This is a genomic window from Streptomyces lavendulae subsp. lavendulae (assembly GCF_002803845.1).
Lineage (GTDB): Bacteria > Actinomycetota > Actinomycetes > Streptomycetales > Streptomycetaceae > Streptomyces > Streptomyces lavendulae.
This window is the reverse complement of sequence record NZ_CP024985.1, coordinates 1,907,109-1,927,219: the sequence shown is the minus strand read 5'-3', so window position 1 is coordinate 1,927,219 and position 20,111 is coordinate 1,907,109. Positions and strand designations below refer to the sequence as shown.

At 74.6% G+C, this 20,111-nt stretch carries 1 protein-coding gene; it reads left to right on the top strand.

The window, feature by feature from the left end; translation table 11 throughout:
- Positions 1 to 11: 11 nt before the first annotated feature.
- A complete protein-coding gene (locus tag SLAV_RS08280; protein WP_100660818.1) occupies positions 12 to 20,087 on the top strand; it encodes a type I polyketide synthase in 20,076 nt (6,691 codons plus the stop codon).
- Positions 20,088 to 20,111: the final 24 nt, after the last annotated feature.

Below are 20,111 nucleotides of genomic sequence, written 5' to 3'. Positions count from 1 at the left end.
CGGAGTAAGTGATGACCACCCCTGACGTAAAAGTCGTTGAAGCGCTGCGGGCCTCCCTCAAGGAAACCGAGCGGCTGCGCCGCCGGAACCAGGAGCTCACCGACGCCTCCCGCGAGCCCATCGCGATCGTCGGCATGAGCTGCCGCTTCCCCGGCGGGATCGGTTCGCCCGAGGACCTGTGGAAGCTCGTCGAGAGCGGCGGCGACGCCATCTCGGGCTTCCCCGCCGACCGCGGCTGGGACGTCGAGTCGCTGTACGACCCCGACCCCGACCACGCCGGGACCACCTACGCCCGGCACGGCGGATTCCTCCACGAGGCGCCGGACTTCGACGCCTCCTTCTTCGGGATCTCGCCGCGCGAGGCCCTCGCCATGGACCCGCAGCAGCGCCTGCTGCTGGAGACCACCTGGGAGGTCTTCGAGCGGGCCGGCATCGACCCGGGGACCCTGCGCGGCAGCCGCGCAGGTGTGTTCGTCGGCGCCTCCGCCAACGCGTACGGGGCCGGCTCGGGCGAGCTGCCCGAAGGGGTCGAGGGGCACCTCCTCACGGGCACCGCCTCCAGCGTCGTCTCCGGCCGCCTCGCCTACGTGTTCGGGCTGGAGGGGCCGGCCGCCACCGTCGACACCGCCTGCTCCTCCTCGTCCGTCGCCCTGCACATGGCCGTCCAGGCCCTGCGGCAGGGGGAGTGCTCGCTCGCGCTGGCCGCGGGCGTCACCGTGCTGGCCGGTCCGGAGGTCTTCGTCGAGTTCAGCCGCCAGAGAGGCCTGTCGCCCGACGGCCGCTGCAAGTCCTTCGCCGAAGCTGCTGACGGCACCGGCTGGTCGGAGGGCGTCGGCGTCCTGCTGGTGGAGCGCCTCTCCGACGCCCGCCGCAACGGACACCGCGTCCTGGCGGTCGTCCGGGGGTCGGCCGTCAACCAGGACGGCGCGAGCAACGGGCTGACCGCGCCGAACGGGCCCGCCCAGCAGCGGGTCATCCGCCAGGCCCTGGAGAGCGCCCGGCTCGCCCCCGCCGACATCGACGTCGTCGAGGCCCACGGCACCGGCACCACCCTCGGCGACCCGATCGAGGCCCAGGCCCTGCTGGCCACCTACGGCCAGGACCGGCCCGAGGGACAGCCGCTGTGGCTGGGCTCCCTGAAGTCCAACCTCGGCCACACGCAGAACGTCGCCGGCATCGCCGGTGTCATCAAGATGGTCATGGCGATGCGGCACGGCGTGCTGCCCCGGACCCTGCACGTCGACGAGCCGACCTCGCACGTCGACTGGGAGGCGGGCGCCGTCTCCCTGCTCACCGAGCAGCGCGCCTGGCCCGAGACCGGCCGCCCGTACCGGGCCGGCGTCTCCGCCTTCGGCGTGAGCGGCACCAACGTGCACACGATCATCGAGCAGGCCCCCGAGGCCGACCGGACGACGGAAACCGTGCCGGAGTCCGGGTCCGGCGCGCCGACGGGCGTCCCCGTCGTGCCGTGGATCCTGTCGGCGAAGGGCCGCGACGCCCTGCGCGAGCAGGCGGCACGCCTCCTCGCCCACGCCGAGGAGCACCCCGGGCTCGACCCGGTCGACGTCGCACGCTCGCTCGCCGTCGGCCGCTCGGCGTTCGAGGACCGGGCGGCGGTCGTCGCGGCGGACCGCGAGGGGCTGTTGGCCGGGCTCGCGGCGCTGGCGGAGGACGGCTCGGCGGCCGGAGTGGTGACGGGCTCGCCCCAGGGCGGGAAGGTCGCCTTCCTCTTCACCGGTCAGGGCAGTCAGCGCCTGGGGATGGGGCGTGAGCTGTACGACGCCTTCCCGGTGTTCGCGACCGCCCTGGACGAGGTGTGCGCGCGGTTCGAACTGCCGCTTAAGGACGTGCTGTTCGGTACGGACGCAGGTCTCCTGGACGAGACGCGCTACACCCAGCCCGCGCTGTTCGCGGTGGAGGTGGCACTGTTCCGGCTGGTCGAGGCCTGGGGCCTGAAGCCCGACTACCTGTCCGGTCACTCCATCGGTGAGATCGCCGCCGCACATGCGGCGGGTGTGCTGTCGCTGGACGACGCGTGTGCGCTGGTGGCGGCGCGCGGCCGGCTGATGCAGGCGCTGCCTTCGGGTGGTGTGATGATCGCGGTGCAGGCGTCGGAGGACGAGGTCCTGCCGCTGCTGACCGACCGGGTGAGCATCGCCGCCGTCAACGGGCCGACCTCGGTGGTCATCGCCGGTGACGAGGACGCCGCCGTCGCGGTCGTGGAGGCCCTCTCCGACCGCAAGACCAAGCGCCTCACCGTCAGCCACGCGTTCCACTCGCCGCACATGGACGGCATGCTGGACGACTTCCGCCAGGTCGTGCAGGGCATCACCTTCGGCGCCCCGCGCATTCCGGTGGTCTCGAACCTGACCGGTGCCCTGGTCTCGGACGAGATGGGCTCGGCCGAGTTCTGGGTCCGCCACGTCCGCGAAGCCGTCCGCTTCCTCGACGGCATACGCGCCCTGGAAGCCGCGGGCGTCACCACGTACCTCGAACTCGGTCCCGACGGGGTGCTCTCCGCCCTCGCCCAGGACTGCGTCACCGACGGGAACCCCGCCTTCGCGCCGCTGCTGCGCAAGGGCCGCGCCGAGGCCGAGACGCTCGTCACCGCCCTGGCGCAGGCCCACGCCCACGGCGCCACCGTCGACTGGGCCGCGTACTGCGGCGGTACCGGCACTCGGCGCGTCGACCTGCCCACCTACGCCTTCCAGCGCCAGCGCTACTGGATCGAGCCCGGCGCCCCGTCCGGCGACCTCGGCGCGGTGGGCCTGGACGAGGCCGCGCACCCGCTGCTCGGAGCCACGGTCGCCCTCGCCGACTCCGAGGGCTTCGTCTACACCGCGCTGCTCTCGCCGACCACCCACCCCTGGCTGGTCGACCACGCCGTGATGGGCAGCGTGCTGCTCCCCGGCACCGCCTTCGTCGACCTGGCGATCTGGGCCGGTGACCAGGTCGGCTGCGACCTCGTCGAGGAACTCACCCTCGAAGCGCCGCTCGTCCTGCCCGAACGCGGCGGCGTACAGCTCCAGATGCACATCAGCGCGCCCGACGGGGACGGAAGCGGGCGGCGTTCCTTCAGCATCTCCTCCCGCCCGAAGGACGGTGCCACCGACGAGTCCTGGACGCGGCACGCCGGCGGTGTCCTGGCCCCCGGCGCCGCCCCGGCCCCGGCGCCGTTCGCCGCCGGGCAGTGGCCCCCGGCCGGCGCCGAGCCGCTCGCCACGGACGACCTCTACGCGGACCTCGCCGAGGTCGGCATGGGCTACGGCCCGGCGTTCCGCGGCCTCACCGCCGCCTGGCGGCACGGGGACGGCATCTGCGCCGAAGTCGCCCTGCCGGAAGAAGTCGCCTCCGCCGCCGCGGACTTCGGCCTGCACCCCGCCCTCCTGGACGCGGCCCTGCACACGCTGGGCCTGGGCGTACTGGGCGGCACCGAGGGCGAGGGCCGGCTCCCGTTCGCCTGGAGCGGCGTGACCCTCCACGCCAGCGGCGCCGACGCCCTGCGCGTGCACCTCGCCCCGACCGGTACCGGCGGCGGCGTACGCCTGGAGATCGCGGACGCGACGGGGGCGCCCGTCGCCACCGTCGACTCGCTCGTCCTGCGGGCCGTCTCGGCCGAGCAGGTCCGGGCGGCGGGCACCGCCCACCACGAGTCCGTGTTCCGGGTGGAGTGGACGGCACTGCCCGCGCCCGCCGCCCCGGCCGGCCGCTGGGCCGTCCTGGGCGCCGCGGTCCCCGCCGCCCTCCTCGGCGCGGTCCCGGCCGGCGACGCGATCACCGTCCATGCCGACCTGGCCGACCTGGCCGCCGCCGTCGAGGCGGGAGCGCCCGTCCCCGAGGCCGTTTTCGCCGCCTACGGGCAGGCCGCGGACGGGGCCGACACCGACGCCGCGCCGGAGCTCTCCGCCGACGCCGTGCACCGGGCCGCGCACCACGCCCTGGCCCTCGCGCAGACCTGGCTGGGCGAAGGGCCCTTCACCGGCGACCGGTTCGCCGTCACCCGCCTCGTCGTCCTCACCCGGGGCGCCCTCACCACCGGCGCCGACGGCACCGCAACGGACCCGTCCGGCGACGCCGTCACCGAGCCCGTCACCGATCCCGTCCACGCCGCCGTCCGCGGTCTGCTGCGCTCCGCGCAGGCCGAGCACCCCGACCGGCTGCTGCTGCTCGACACCGACGCCGACGAGGCCTCCGTACGGGCCCTGCCCGCGGCCCTCGCCACCGCCCTGGCCTCCGGCGAGCCGCAGCTCGCCGTCCGCGCCGGCACCGTCCTCGTCCCCCGTCTCGCCCGCGTGGCCCGGGACGCCGAAGCGGAGCAGCCCGCCCCGGCCGGCTTCGCGTACACGCCCGGCTCGACCGTGCTGATCACCGGCGCGGGCGGCCTCCTCGGCGGCCTGATCGCCCGCCGGCTCGTCGCCGAGCACGGCGTACGTCACCTGCTGCTCGTCGGCCGGCGCGGCGGATCCACCCCCGAGGCGCAGGCCCTCGGAGCCGAACTCGCCGCCGACGGCGTGACGGTGACCTGGGCGGCGTGCGACGTCGCCGACCGGGACGCCCTCGCCGCCGTCCTGGCAGCCGTACCCGCCGAGCACCCGCTCGGCGCGGTCGTACACACCGCGGGCGTGCTCGACGACGGCGTGATCACCTCCCTCACCCCCGAGCGCCTGTCGGCCGTCCTGCGCCCCAAGGTCGACGCGGCCTGCCACCTTCACGCACTGACCCGCGACCTCGACCTCTCCGCCTTCCTGCTGTTCTCCTCCATCGGCGGCGTCTTCGGCGGCGCCGGACAGGGCAACTACGCTGCGGCCAACGTCTTCCTCGACGTCCTCGCCCAGCACCGCCGCTCCCTCGGACTCCCCGCCACCTCCCTGGCCTGGGCCCTGTGGGCCGACGGGGCGGGCATGGCCGGCAGCCTGAGCGACGCCGACGTCAGCCGCATGACCCGCGGCGGACTGCCCCCGCTCACCTCGGCCGAGGGCCTCGACCTGTTCGACCTCGTCCACCGCCTCGACGAGCCCGCCCCCGTCCTGATGCGCGTCGACCTGCCCGGCCTGCGCGCGCAGGCCCAGAACGGAACCCTCTCCCCGCTGCTGCGCGGACTCGTACGGGTCCCCGTACGCCGCTCGGCGAACGGCGCGGCCACGGCGGGGGGCCTCTCCGGCCTGCGCCAGCGCCTCGCCGGGCTCCCGGCCGCCGAGCAGGACCGCATGCTGCTCGACCTCGTGCGCAAGCAGGTCGCCGCCGCCCTGGGCTACCCGGGCGCCTCCTCCGTCGAGCCGGGCCGCTCCTTCAAGGAGCTCGGCTTCGACTCCCTCACCGCCGTCGAACTGCGCAACCTCCTCGGGGAGGCCACCGGCCGCCGGCTGCCGGCCACCCTGGTCTTCGACTACCCGACCGCCACGGCCCTCGCCCAGTACCTGCGCGAGGAGATCGTCGGCGACCTCGCCGCCGACGCCGCCCTCCCGGCCCGCCGGGCGGCCGCCACCACGGCCCGCGCCGAAGACGACGACCCGATCGCGATCGTCGCGATGAGCTGCCGCTTCCCCGGCGGCGTCCGTACGCCCGAGGACCTGTGGCGGATGCTCGCCGAGGGCCGTGACGGCATCACCGCCTTCCCCGCCGACCGCGGCTGGGACCTCGACGCCCTCTACAGCGACGACCCCGACCGCGAGGGCACCAGCTACGTCCGCGAGGGCGGCTTCCTGCACGAGGCGGCCGAGTTCGACGCACCCTTCTTCGGGATCTCGCCGCGCGAGGCCCTCGCCATGGACCCGCAGCAGCGCCTGCTGCTGGAGACCACCTGGGAGACCTTCGAACGCGCCGGCATCGACCCCACCGGCCTGGGCGGCAGCCGCACCGGCGTGTTCGTCGGCTCCAACGCCCAGGACTACCTCCAGCTGTGGCTCAACGACGGCGACGGCCTGGAGGGCCACCTCGGCACCGGCAACGCGGCCAGCGTCGTCTCCGGCCGCATCTCCTACTCCTTCGGCCTGGAGGGCCCGGCGGTCACCGTCGACACCGCCTGCTCCTCCTCCCTCGTCACCCTGCACCTCGCCGCCCAGTCCCTGCGGCGCGGCGAGTGCGACATGGCCCTCTCCGGCGCCGTGACGATCATGTCCACGCCCGGGGCCTTCACCGAGTTCAGCCGGCAGCGCGGACTCGCGGAGAACGGCCGCATCAAGGCGTTCGCCGCGTCCGCCGACGGCACGATCTGGTCCGAGGGCGTGGGCCTGCTCCTCCTGGAGCGGCTCTCCGACGCCCGCCGCAACGGCCACCCGGTCCTCGCCGTCGTCCGCGGCACCGCCGTCAACCAGGACGGCGCCAGCAACGGCCTGACGGCCCCCAACGGCCCCTCCCAGCAGCGCGTCATCCGCGAGGCCCTCGCCGACGCCGGCCTCACCGCCGCCGACGTGGACGCCGTCGAGGCCCACGGCACCGGTACGAAGCTGGGTGACCCGATCGAGGCGCAGGCGCTGCTGGCCACCTACGGCCAGGACCGGCCGGAGGGCCGGCCGCTGCTGCTGGGCTCGGTCAAGTCGAACATCGGGCACACGCAGGCCGTCGCCGGTGTCGCCGGCGTCATCAAGATGGTCATGGCCATGGGCCACGGGGAGCTGCCCCAGACCCTCCACATCGACGAGCCGACCCCCTACGTCGACTGGTCGGCCGGTGACATCGAGCTGCTGACCGAGCGGCGGGAGTGGCCGGAGACCGGCCGTCCGCGCCGGGCGGGCATCTCCTCGTTCGGCTACAGCGGCACCAACGCCCACGCCGTCATCGAGCAGGCACCGCAGCCCGCGGCCGCCACCGCCCCGGCTCCGGCTCCGGCCGGCCCCGGACTCCCTGTGCTGCCCTGGCTCGTGTCCGGCCGTTCGGCGGCCGCCCTGCGGGCCCAGGCGGAACGCCTCATCCCGACCGCGGCCGACGCCGTCGCCGCACCCGGAGGCCGGGGCGCGCTCGACCTCGGCTACTCCCTGGCCGCGCACCGCGCGGCCCTGGAACACCGCGCGGTGGTGCTCGGCGCCCCCTCGGACGGCGACGCCCTCGTCGCCCGCCTGACCGCCCTGGCCGTCGGCGAGCCCGTACCGGGCCTGGTCCGGGGCACGGTGTCGAGCGGCGGGCTCGCCTTCCTCTTCACCGGTCAGGGCAGTCAGCGCCTGGGGATGGGGCGTGAGCTGTACGACGCTTTCCCGGCGTTCGCGGAGGCGCTGGACGCGGTGTGCCAGGGGCTCTCCCTCGAACTGCCTTTGAAGGATGTGCTGTTCGGCGCGGATGCCGCTCTGCTGGACCGGACGGAGTACACCCAGCCCGCGCTGTTCGCGGTGGAGGTGGCGCTGTTCCGGCTGCTGGAGAGCTGGGGTGTCCGGCCCGACTTCCTGTCCGGGCATTCGATCGGTGAGATCGCCGCCGCGCATGTGGCGGGTGTGCTGTCGCTGGAGGACGCGTGTGTGCTGGTGGCGGCGCGCGGCCGGTTGATGCAGGCGCTGCCTTCGGGTGGTGTGATGATCGCGGTGCAGGCGTCGGAGGACGAGGTCCTGCCGCTGCTGACGGACCGGGTGAGCATCGCCGCCGTCAACGGGCCGACCTCGGTGGTCATCGCCGGTGACGAGGACGCCGCCGTCGCGGTCGTGGAGGCCCTCTCCGACCGCAAGACCAAGCGCCTCACCGTCAGCCACGCGTTCCACTCGCCGCACATGGACGGCATGCTGGACGACTTCCGCCAGGTCGTGGCGGGGCTGGCCTTCGAGACCCCGCGGATCCAGATCGTCTCGAATCTGACCGGGGCGATCGTCTCCGACGAGATGGCCTCTGCGGACTTCTGGGTCCGCCACGTCCGCGAGGCCGTGCGCTTCCTCGACGGCGTCCGCGCCCTGGAGGCGGCCGGAGTCACGACCTTCCTGGAGCTGGGGCCGGACGGCGTGCTGTCCGCCCTCGCCCAGGACTGCCTCACGGGCGACGCGGACGTCGCCCTCGCCCCGGTGCTGCGCACCGGACGCGGCGAGGCCGAGTCCCTGGGCGGCGCCGTGGCCCAGGCGCACGTGCGGGGCGTGGAGGTGGACTGGTCCGCCTACTTCGCCGGCACGGGCGCCCGCCGGATCGAGCTGCCGACGTACGCCTTCCAGCGCCGGCGCTACTGGCCGGAGACCGTCCTGTCGGTCGGCGCCACCGCCCCCGTTACGGCGGTGGGCGCGGTGGACGCCCGCTTCTGGGAGGCGGTGGAGAGCGGCGACCTCAGCTCCCTGGCGTCCGAACTGCATGTGGCCGACGACGCGCGCGTCAGCGACCTCGTCCCCGCCCTGTCGGCATGGCGCCGCCAGGGCCAGGAGCAGTCCGAGGTCGACGGCTGGCGCTACCGGGTGTCCTGGAAGCCGGTGGCGGACTCCGTGGGGGGTGCGCGGCTTTCCGGGGTGTGGCTGGTGGTTGTTCCGGCCGGTGGTGTGGATGACTCGGCTGTGGTGGAGGGGCTGACGGCTCGGGGGGCTGAGGTCCTTCGGGTGGTGGTCGAGCCCGGTACCGACCGGGCCGCGCTGGCCGGGCTGCTGACCGGGGCCGGCCCCGTGGCCGGTGTGGTGTCGCTGCTGGCGCTGGACGAGGCCGCGGGAGTCGTCGCGACGGCCGCCCTCGTGCAGGCACTGGGCGACGCCGGGGTGGGGGCGCCGTTGTGGTGCTTGACCCGGGGTGCGGTGAGTGTGGGTCGTTCGGATCGTCTGGTGTCTGTGGTTCAGGCGCAGGTGTGGGGTCTGGGCCGGGTTGCCGCTCTGGAGGTTCCGGAGCGCTGGGGTGGCCTGGTGGATCTTCCCGAGGTGTGGGACGAGCGGGCGATGGGCCGGCTGGCTGGTGTGCTGGCCGGTGGTCTTGCCGGTGAGGACCAGGTCGCGGTCCGGTCCTCCGGGGTGTTCGGGCGTCGGCTGGTCCGGGCCGCCGCCGGGGACTCGGGCTCTTGGGTGCCGTCCGGGACCGTGCTGGTGACTGGTGGTACGGGTGCTCTGGGTGGTCGGGTTGCGCGGTGGCTGGCTGGTGCGGGTGCCGAGCGCCTGGTGCTGACCAGTCGCCGGGGTGTGGATGCGCCGGGTGCGGCCGAGTTGGCGGCGGAGCTCGCGGAGACGGGCGTCGAGGTGTCGGTGGTGGCGTGTGACGCTTCTGACCGGGAGGCGCTGCGGGAGCTGCTTGCTGCTGAGGCCGAGACGCTGACGGCTGTGGTGCATACCGCGGGTGTGCTGGATGACGGTGTGCTGGACGCGCTGACTCCTGAGCGGTTCGAGAGCGTGCTGCGGGCGAAGGCCACGTCGGCGCTGAACCTGCACGAGCTGACTGTCGAGCTCGGGATCGAGCTGTCCGCGTTCGTGCTGTTCTCCTCGATGAGCGGGACCATCGGTGCGGCCGGTCAGGGTAATTACGCCGCTGCGAACGCCTACTTGGATGCTCTTGCGGAGCAGCGGCGGGCCGCCGGGCTGGCCGCGACCTCGCTCGCGTGGGGTCCGTGGGCAGGCAGCGGTATGGCCGCCGACGAGGCGATGGACGCACGCATGCGGCGGGGCGGCATACCGCCCATGAACGCCGACCTCGCGATCACCGCGCTCCGCCAGGCGGTCGGGTCCGACGAGGCGGCGCTGACCGTCGCCGACTTCGACTGGGCCGCGTTCGCGCCCGGTTTCACCGCGGTGCGCGCCGGACGGCTGCTCGCCGACCTGCCCGAGGCCGCCACCCGTAGTGCGGAGCGCGCCGAGGACCGGCCCGAGCGTACGGGTTCGTCGCTCGCCGAGCAGCTCCGCGGCCTGTCGGCCGGGGACCGGGCCCCGTTCCTCCTCGACCTGGTGCGTACGCGGGTCGCCGAGGTCCTCGGGCACTCCGGGGCCGATGACGTCGAGGCCGGGCGGGCCTTCCGCGAGATCGGTTTCGACTCGCTCACCGCCGTCGAGCTGCGCAACCGGCTCGGCGCCACCACCGGCCTGCGGCTGCCCGCCACGCTCGTCTACGACTACCCCACCCCGGCCGCACTGGCCGGCTACCTGCTCGCCGAGCTTCTCGGCGCGCAGACGGAGGCCGCCGGCCCCGTGGCCACGGTGGTTGATGACGACCCGATCGCGATCGTCGCGATGAGCTGCCGCTTCCCCGGCGGCGTACGGACGCCCGAGGACCTCTGGCAGCTCCTCGCCTCCGGCACCGACGCGATCGCCGAACTCCCCCTGGACCGCGGCTGGGACCTCGACGCCCTCTACGACGCCGACCCGGGCGCCCAGGGCACCTCGTACGCCCGTGAGGGCGGCTTCCTCTACGACGTCGCCGACTTCGACGCCGACTTCTTCGGCATCTCGCCGCGCGAGGCCCTCGCCATGGACCCGCAGCAGCGCCTGCTGCTGGAGACCTCGTGGGAGGCCTTCGAGCGCGCCGGAATCGACCCCGAGACGCTGCGCGGCAGCCAGGCCGGCGTCTTCGTCGGCACCAACGGGCAGGACTACCTGTCGGTGCTCCTGGAGGAACCGGCCGGTCTCGAAGGCCACTTGGGTACCGGCAACGCCGCGAGCGTCGTCTCCGGACGGCTGTCGTACGTGTTCGGGCTGGAAGGCCCGGCGGTCACCGTCGACACGGCCTGCTCGTCCTCGCTGGTCGCCCTGCACTGGGCGATCCAGGCCCTGCGCAACGGCGAGTGCTCCCTCGCCCTGGCCGGCGGTGTCACCGTCATGTCGACACCGGGCACGTTCATCGAGTTCAGCCGTCAGCGTGGTCTGGCCGCCGACGGCCGGATCAAGGCCTTCGCGGCCGGTGCGGACGGTACGGGCTGGGGTGAGGGTGTCGGCATGCTGCTCGTGGAGCGGCTGTCGGATGCCCGTCGCAACGGGCACCCGGTCCTCGCGGTGGTGCGGGGTTCGGCCGTCAACCAGGACGGTGCGAGCAACGGTCTGACGGCGCCGAACGGGCCGTCGCAACAGCGGGTGATCCGGCAGGCGCTGGCCAGTGCCGGCCTGTCGGCCGCCGAGGTGGACGCGGTCGAGGCGCACGGTACCGGCACGACCCTCGGTGACCCGATCGAGGCGCAGGCGCTGCTGGCCACCTACGGCCAGGACCGGCCCGAGGGCCGGCCGCTGCTGCTGGGCTCCGTCAAGTCCAACATCGGGCACACGCAGGCGGCTGCCGGTGTGGCGGGTGTGATCAAGATGGTCATGGCCATGCAGCACGGGCAGCTGCCCGAGAGCCTCCACATCGACCGGCCGTCGCCGCAGGTCGACTGGGAGGCGGGCGACATCGAGCTGCTGACCGAGCGGCGGGAGTGGCCGGAGACCGGGCGTCCGCGCCGGGCCGGCATCTCCTCGTTCGGCTTCAGCGGAACGAACGCCCACACCATCATCGAGCAGGCCCCGGACGCGGAGTCCGGCGCGGACACCGCCGCATCCGTGGACCCGGGCCTCGCGCCCCTGCCGCTGGTGCTCTCGGCGAAGGGCGCGGCGGGCCTCCGGGCCCAGGCCGACGGACTGCGGGCGCGACTGCTCGCCGACCCCGGGCTGCGCCTGTCCGATGTCGCCAGGACCCTGGCCGTCGGCCGCTCGGCGTTCGAGGACCGGGCGGCGGTCGTCGCGGCGGACCGCGAGGGGCTGCTGGCCGGGCTCGCGGCGCTGGCGGAGGACGGCTTGGCGGCCGGAGTGGTGACGGGCTCGCCCCAGGGCGGGAAGGTCGCCTTCCTCTTCACCGGTCAGGGCAGTCAGCGCCTGGGGATGGGGCGTGAGCTGTACGAGGCCTTCCCGGTGTTCGCGGAGGCGCTGGACGAGGTGTGTGCCTGGTTCGACCTGGACGTACCGCTGAAGGAGGTGCTGTTCGGCTCCGACGCGGAGCTGCTGGACCGTACCGGGTACACCCAGCCCGCGCTGTTCGCGGTGGAGGTGGCGCTGTTCCGGCTGGTCGAGTCGTGGGGCGTGAAGCCCGACTTCCTGTCCGGTCATTCGATCGGTGAGATCGCCGCCGCGCACGTGGCGGGGGTGCTGTCGCTGGACGACGCGTGCACGCTGGTGGCCGCGCGTGGGCGGCTGATGCAGGCGCTGCCTTCGGGTGGTGTGATGATCGCGGTGCAGGCTTCGGAGGACGAGGTCCTGCCGCTGCTGACGGACCGGGTGAGCATTGCCGCGGTCAACGGTCCGCGTTCGGTCGTGATCGCCGGTGACGAGGACGCCGCGACCGCCGTCCTGGAAGCCTTCTCAGACCGGAAGTCCAAGCGGCTGACCGTGAGTCATGCGTTCCACTCGCCGCACATGGACGGCATGCTGGCCGACTTCCGCCGGGTCGCGGAGGGGCTCGCGTACGAGAGCCCGCGCATCCCGGTCGTCTCCAACCTGACCGGCGCCCTGGTCTCCGACGAGATGGGCTCGGCGGACTTCTGGGTCCGGCACGTCCGCGAGGCCGTCCGCTTCCTCGACGGCATCCGCGCCCTGGAAGCCGCCGGGGTCACCACGTACCTCGAACTCGGCCCGGACGGTGTGCTCTCCGCCCTCGGGCAGGAATGCCTCAGCGTGGACGGGGCCGCCTTCGTGCCCCTCCTCCGCAAGGGCCGTCCCGAGGCGGAGACGGCGATGACCGCCCTGGCGCGGAGCCACGTCCGTGGCATCGGGGTCGACTGGCGGGCGGTCCACGGGACCGGCGCCGTACGCGTCGACCTGCCGACCTACGCCTTCCAGCGTCAGCGCTACTGGCCGCGGACGCCGCTCGTACGACGCGGCGGGTCGCAGCCCCGGACCGGGACCGACGGATGGCGCTACCAGGTCTCGTGGAAGCCGCTGACGGACTCTGCTGCCGGCGCCGCCCTGTCCGGTGCCTGGCTGGTCGCGGTGCCCGCCACGGGTGTGGACGCGACGGCCGTGGTGGACGCGCTGGCCGCGCGCGGTGCCGAGGTACGCCGCCTCGTGGTCGAGCCCGGTACGGACCGGGCCGCGCTGGCCGGGCTGCTGACCGGGGCCGGCCCCGTGGCCGGTGTGGTGTCGCTGCTGGCGCTGGACGAGGCCGCGGGAGTCGTCGCGACGGCCGCCCTCGTGCAGGCACTGGGCGACGCCGGGGTGGGGGCGCCGTTGTGGTGCCTGAGCCGGGGTGCGGTGAGTGTGGGTCGTTCGGATCGTCTGGTGTCTGCGGTTCAGGCGCAGGTGTGGGGTCTGGGCCGGGTTGCCGCTCTGGAGGTTCCGGAGCGCTGGGGTGGCCTGGTGGACCTTCCCGAGGTGTGGGACGAGCGGGCGATGGCCCGGCTGGTCGGCGTACTGGCGGGCGGGAGCGGCGAGGACCAGGTCGCGGTCCGGTCCTCGGGCGTGTTCGGGCGGCGTCTCGTGCGTGCCGCCGCCCTCGCAGAGGACGCCCCGTCGTGGGCGCCGTCCGGGACGGTGCTGGTCACGGGCGGTACGGGTGCCCTCGGCGCCCATGTGGCGCGCTGGCTGGCCGGCGCGGGCGCCCAGCGCCTGGTGCTGACCAGCCGCCGGGGCGCCGATGCGCCCGGCGCCGCCGAGCTGGCGGCGGAGCTCGCGGAGACGGGCGTCGAGGTGTCGGTCGTGGCGTGCGACGTCGCCGACCGGGAGGCGCTGCGTACGCTCCTCGCGGCGGAAGCCGACACGCTGACCGCCGTCGTGCACACCGCGGGCGTCCTCGACGACGGCGTGCTCGACTTCCTGACCCCCGAGCGGTTCGAGAGCGTCCTGCGGGCCAAGGCGGATTCCGCCCTCAACCTGCACGAGCTGACCGCAGAGCTCGGCATCGAGCTCTCCGCCTTCGTGCTCTTCTCGTCCGTCACGGGTACCTGGGGCACGGCCGGCCAGGCCAACTACGCCGCTGCGAACGCCTACCTGGACGCCCTCGCCGAGCAGCGGCGGGCCGCCGGGCTGGCCGCGACCTCGATCGCCTGGGGTCCGTGGGCCGAGGGCGGCATGGCAGCCGACGGAGCGCTGGAGTCCCGCATGCGCAAGGGCGGCGTGCCGCCCATGGCGGCCGGTCCGGCCATCGGCGCCCTGCACCGCGCCCTCGACGCCGACGACGCGGTCGTGACCGTCGTGGACGTGGACTGGGACCGCTTCGCCCCCGGCTTCACCGCCGGACGCGCCGGCCACCTCCTCGCCGAGCTGCCCGAGGCGCGTGGCGCCCTCGCCGCCCGCGCGGGCACCGACGGCCGGTCCGACACGGCCGCCGACGGCCGCGACTCCCTCGCCGGCCGGCTGGCGGGCCTGTCCGCCGCCGAGCGGGACCGGATGCTGCTCGACCTGGTCCGCAAGGAGGTCGCCGCGGTCCTCGGCCACACCGGCGTCGAAAGGGTCGGCGCGGGGCGGGCGTTCAAGGAACTCGGCTTCGACTCGCTGACCGCCGTCGAGCTGCGCAACCGACTGGGCACGGCCACGGGGCTGCGGCTCCCGGCCACGCTGATCTACGACTACCCGACCTCCGCCGACCTGGCCGACCACCTGCGCGGCGAACTGCTGGGCACGGGCGATGCGGCGGCCCTGGCGGCCGTGTCGGACCGGACGGGCCGGGCGGTCGAGGACGACCCCATCGCGATCGTGGCGATGAGCTGCCGCTTCCCCGGCGGGGTGCGGACCCCGGAGGACCTCTGGCGACTGCTGGCGTCCGGTGGCGACGCGATCGGCGAGTTCCCGGCCGACCGCGGCTGGGACGCGGAGGAGCTGTTCGGGCCGCGCTCCGAGCAGGAGGCCGCGTACGCCCGCGAAGGCGGATTCCTCTACGACGTAGCGCAGTTCGACCCCGGATTCTTCGGGATCTCGCCGCGCGAGGCCCTGGCGATGGACCCGCAGCAGCGCCTGCTGCTGGAGACCTCGTGGGAGGCGTTCGAGCGGGCGGGCATCGACCCGTCGTCGCTGCGCGGGAGCCGGGCCGGCGTCTTCGTCGGCACCAACGGGCAGGACTACCTCTCGCTCGTGCTGAACTCCGCCGACGGCGGCGACGGCTTCATGAGCACCGGCAACTCCGCGAGCGTCGTCTCCGGCCGGCTGTCCTACGTCTTCGGCCTCGAAGGCCCGGCCGTCACCGTCGACACCGCCTGCTCGGCCTCGCTCGTCGCCCTGCACCTCGCGGTGCAGGCGCTGCGCAGCGGCGAGTGCTCGATCGCCCTGGCCGGTGGTGTCACCGTCATGTCGACGCCGGGCGCGTTCGTCGAGTTCGCCCGGCAGGGCGGCCTCGCCGCCGACGGGCGGATCAAGGCGTTCGCGGAGGGTGCGGACGGTACGGGCTGGGGTGAGGGTGTCGGCATGCTGCTCGTGGAGCGGCTGTCGGACGCGCGTCGCAACGGGCACCCGGTCCTCGCGGTGGTGCGGGGTTCGGCGATCAACCAGGACGGTGCGAGCAATGGTCTGACGGCGCCGAACGGGCCGTCGCAGCAGCGGGTGATCCGGCAGGCGCTGGCCAGTGCGGGCCTGTCGGCGGCCGAGGTGGACGTGGTCGAGGCGCACGGTACGGGCACGAAGCTGGGTGACCCGATCGAGGCGCAGGCGCTGCTGGCGACTTACGGCCAGGACCGGCCCGAGGGCCGGCCGCTGCTGCTCGGTTCGATCAAGTCGAACATCGGGCACACGCAGGCCGCTGCCGGTGTGGCAGGTGTGATCAAGATGGTGCTGGCGATGCGGCACGGGGTGCTTCCGCAGACCCTCCACGTGGACGCGCCGACCCCGCACGTCGACTGGACGGCGGGCGACGTCGAGATCCTGACCGAGCGGCGGGACTGGCCGGAGACCGGCCGTCCGCGCCGGGCCGGCGTCTCCTCGTTCGGCGTGAGCGGAACGAACGCGCACACCATCCTGGAGCAGGCGCCCGAGGACCCCGAGGCTGAGGGGGCTGCCGAGAGCGCGGGCGGTTCCACCTGGCCGTGGATCCTGTCGGGCAAGACGCAAGCCGCCTTGCGCGACCAGGCCGCCAGGCTCCTCGCCCACCTCGGCGATCAGCGGCCGGTGGACGTCGGCCACTCGCTCGCGACCGGCCGGGCCCTGCTCGACCACCGGGCCGTGATCGTCGCCGGGGCGGAGGAGGAGTACCGCGAGGCGCTCACCGCGCTGGCCGCGGGCGACTCCGCCGCCGCGCTGACGCAGGGCGTGGCCACCACCGAACAGCAGGTGGCGTTCCTGTTCACCGGTCAGGGCAGCCAGCGGCCGGGAATGGGGCGTGAGCTGTACGACGCCTTCCCGGTGTTCGCCGATGCGCTGGACGCGGTGTGCGCACGGCTGGACCTCGAACTGCCGCTGAAGGATGTGTTGTTCGGTTCTGATGCCGAGGTGTTGGACCGTACGGAGTACGCGCAGCCGGCGTTGTTCGCGGTGGAGGTGGCGCTGTTCCGGCTGCTGGAGTCGTGGGGTGTGAGGCCGGACTTCGTGTCGGGTCATTCGGTCGGTGAGATCGCTGCCGCGCATGTGGCGGGGGTGTTCTCGCTGGAGGACGCGTGCACGCTGGTGGCGGCGCGTGGCCGGCTGATGCAGGCGCTGCCGGCCGGTGGTGTGATGATCGCGGTGCAGGCTTCGGAGGCTGAGGTCCTGCCGTTGCTGACCGACCGGGTGAGCATCGCCGCGGTCAACGGGCCGACCTCGGTCGTGGTCGCGGGTGACGAGGATGCGGCGGTCAAGGTGGCCGAAGCCTTCCCGGACCGCAAGACCAAGCGGCTGACGGTCAGCCACGCGTTCCACTCGCCGCACATGGACGGGATGCTGGACGGGTTCCGCAAGGTGGCGGAGGGCATCACCTTCGCCGCCCCGCGGATCCCGGTGGTGTCGAATCTGACCGGTGCCCTGGTCTCGGACGAGATGGGATCGGCCGGGTTCTGGGTGCGGCATGTCCGCGAGGCGGTCCGCTTCCTCGACGGGATGCGTGCCCTGGAGGCGGCCGGGGTGACCACGTACCTCGAACTCGGTCCGGACGGGGTGCTCTCCGCCCTCGCCCAGGACTGCGTCACCGAGGACGCCGCCCTCTTCGCACCGCTGCTCCGCAAGGGCCGCGGCGAGGCGGAGGCCCTGGCCGGTGCCCTGGCGCAGGTCCACACGCGGGGTGTGACCGTCGACTGGACGGCCTTCTACGCCGGCAGCGGCGCCCGCCGCGTCGACCTGCCCACGTACGCCTTCCAGCGCGAGCGCTACTGGGTCGACTCCTTCGCCCCGTCGCAGGACGCCGTCTCGCTCGGCATCGAGTCGGCCGGGCACCCCCTGCTCGGTGCGGCCGTCGAACTGCCCGACACCGGCGGGTTCCTGTTCACCGGCCGGCTGTCCCGCCGTACGCACTCCTGGCTTGCCGAGCACGTCGTGGCCGACTCGGCGGTCGTGCCCGGCGCGGCCTTCGTCGAGCTCGCCCTGCGCGCCGGAGAGGAGGCCGGCTGCGGCCACCTGGAGGACCTCCTCCACGAGGCGCCGCTCCTGCTCCCGGAGGACGGGGCCGTCCAGCTCCGGGTGACCGTGGGCGGGGCGGACGCGACCGGTCGCCGTACCGTCCAGGTGCACAGCCGCACCGAGGCGGGCGACGGCGACGTGGCGAACGGCGGGACCTGGTCCCGTCACGCCACCGGGCACCTCACCGAGACCGGGGCCGAGACGGAGGGCAGCGGCTCCACCGCCGCCGCCACCGGGCCCTGGCCGCCCACCGACGCCGAAGAGGTGCCGGTCGCGGAGCTGTACGACCGCCTGGCGGCCGCCGGGCAGTACCACGGGACGGCGCTCAGGACCCTCGACCGGGCCTGGGTGCGAGGCGACGAGGTCTTCGCGCAGGCCCGCCTCTCCGACGAACTGCGGTCCTCCGCGGCAGGGTTCGCCCTGCACCCCGCGCTCCTCGACGCGGCGGTGCAGATGCTGGGGGCCACCACCGGTACCGCTGGGACCCTCGCCCGCGAGGCCCTCACCTGGCGCGGAGTCCGGCTGCACGCGGCCGGAGCCGACACGCTGCGGCTGCGCGTCACTCCCGGCGCCACGGACACGGTCTCGGCGGAACTGGCCGACGAACAGGGCGCACCCGTCGCCTCGGTGGAGGCCCTGGTGACCCGGGAGCTCGACGCCGAGCGGTTCGCGGTGGCCGACCGGCACGCGGCGCACGATGCGCTGTTCCGCCTCGACTGGGTGCGGACGGCCGTGCCGGCCGGGGCGGGCGCCGCGACCCTCGTGGTCGTCGGTGACGCCGACGCCCGCTCGGGCCTCGCCGCCACACTGGGCGGCGCCGGGGTCCCCGTGGCGGCGTACGAGGACCTCGCCGCACTGGACGAGGCCGTCACCGCCGGACGGCAGGCGCTGCCGGACACCGTGGTCATGCCGTTCACGGCACCCGAAGGCACCGCCCCCGCAGGGGTCGCGGCCCTCGACACGGTGGCGGACGGAGCGCGCGAGGTGACCCACCGGGCACTCGCCGCCTTGCAGGACTGGCTGGGCAACGGCCGCTTCGCCGGTGCGCGCCTCGCCGTCGTCACCCACGGCGCCGTGGCCGCACACGCGGACACCGAGGCCGGCGACCTCGCCGGCACCCCGGTGTGGGGTCTGGTGCGGGCCGCGCAGACCGAACACCCCGACCGGTTCGTGCTCGTCGACCTCGACGGCGCGGATGCCTCCGGCCGGGCCCTCGCCGGGGCCCTCGCCTCGGACGAGCCCGAACTGGCCGTGCGCGGCGGGGCGCTGTACGCCCCCCGCCTGGCACGGGTGGCGGCGGCGGACCGTACCGGGGCGGCGACCGGCGCGGACGGGGCGGCGGGCCGCATCGACGCGAGCGGTACGGTCCTGGTCACCGGGGCGGCCGGAGGGCTCGCCGGCCTCCTGACCCGCCACCTGGTCACCGAACACGGCGTGCGTCACCTGCTGCTCACCGGCCGCAGGGGCGGCGAGAGCGAAGGGGCCGCCGAACTCACGGACGAGTTGGCCGCGTTGGGCGCCGAGGTCACCTGGGCGGCCTGCGACGTCGCCGACCGGGAGGCGCTGACCGCGCTCCTGGCCTCCGTCCCGCAGGAGCGGCCGCTGACGGCGGTCGTCCACACGGCGGCGGTCCTGGACGACGGGGTCGTGGACCTGCTCACCCCCGAGCGGGTCGACCGGGTGATGCGGCCCAAGGTCGAAGGGGCGTTGCACCTGCACGAGTTGACCCGTCACCTCGACCTGTCGGCGTTCGTCCTGTTCTCGGCCGCCGCCGGCACCCTCGGCGGCGCCGGCCAGGCCAACTACGGTGCGGCGAACGTCTTCCTCGACGCCCTCGCCCGGCACCGGCGGGCCCGCGGCCTCACCGCCCTGTCCCTGGTGTGGGGCATGTGGGCGGAGGAGCGCGGGATGGCGGGCCGGCTCACCGAGGCGGAGCGGGCACGCGCCGCACGCGGCGGTGTCGCGCCCCTGTCGGCGGCCGAGGGCCTGGCGCTCTTCGACGCGGCCCTCGCGGCGGCGGTCACCGAGCCGGTGTTGCTGCCGGTCGCGGTCGACCTGCCGACCCTGCGGGCCCGGGCTGCGGACGGGGGGATCCTGCCCGTGTTCCGCGGCCTGGTCCGCACCCCGGTCCGCCGGCGGCGGCCGACGGCCGTACCGGCCGGGGCGAGCGCGGCCGGGTCGGGCGCGTCCCACGGGGGAGCCGAGCAGACCCCGGCGCAGCGACTGGCCGGGCTGTCCCCCGCCGAGCGGGAGCGGACCGTACTGGATCTGGTGCGCGGCCAGGTGGCCGCCGTACTCGGGTACAAGTCGGCCGAACACATCGGGGAGGAGCAGGCGTTCAAGGAGCTGGGCTTCGATTCGCTGACGGCGGTCGAGCTGCGCAACCGGCTCGGCGCGGCCGCCGGGCTCCGGCTGCCCGCCACCTTGATCTACGACTACCCGAACCCGGCCGCGCTCGCCCGGCACCTGCTGGACGAGCTGGCCCCCGAGGGCACGAGTGGACGCAGGCTGTCCGTACTGGAGGACCTCGACCGCCTGGAGGGCACCTTCTCCTCGCTGGACCCGGCGGAACTGGCCGTCGCGGCCGGTGACGACGCGGCCCACGCACGGGTGGCGGTGCGCCTCCAGACCCTCCTGGCCCAGTGGAACGACGCCCGTACCGCCGCCGACGGCACGGCGGCCGGGGAGATCGAGGACGCCAGCGACGACGAGCTGTTCGCCCTCATCGACAAGAAGTTCGGCCAGGGCTGAACCCCAACCACCCCCAGGCCGTAC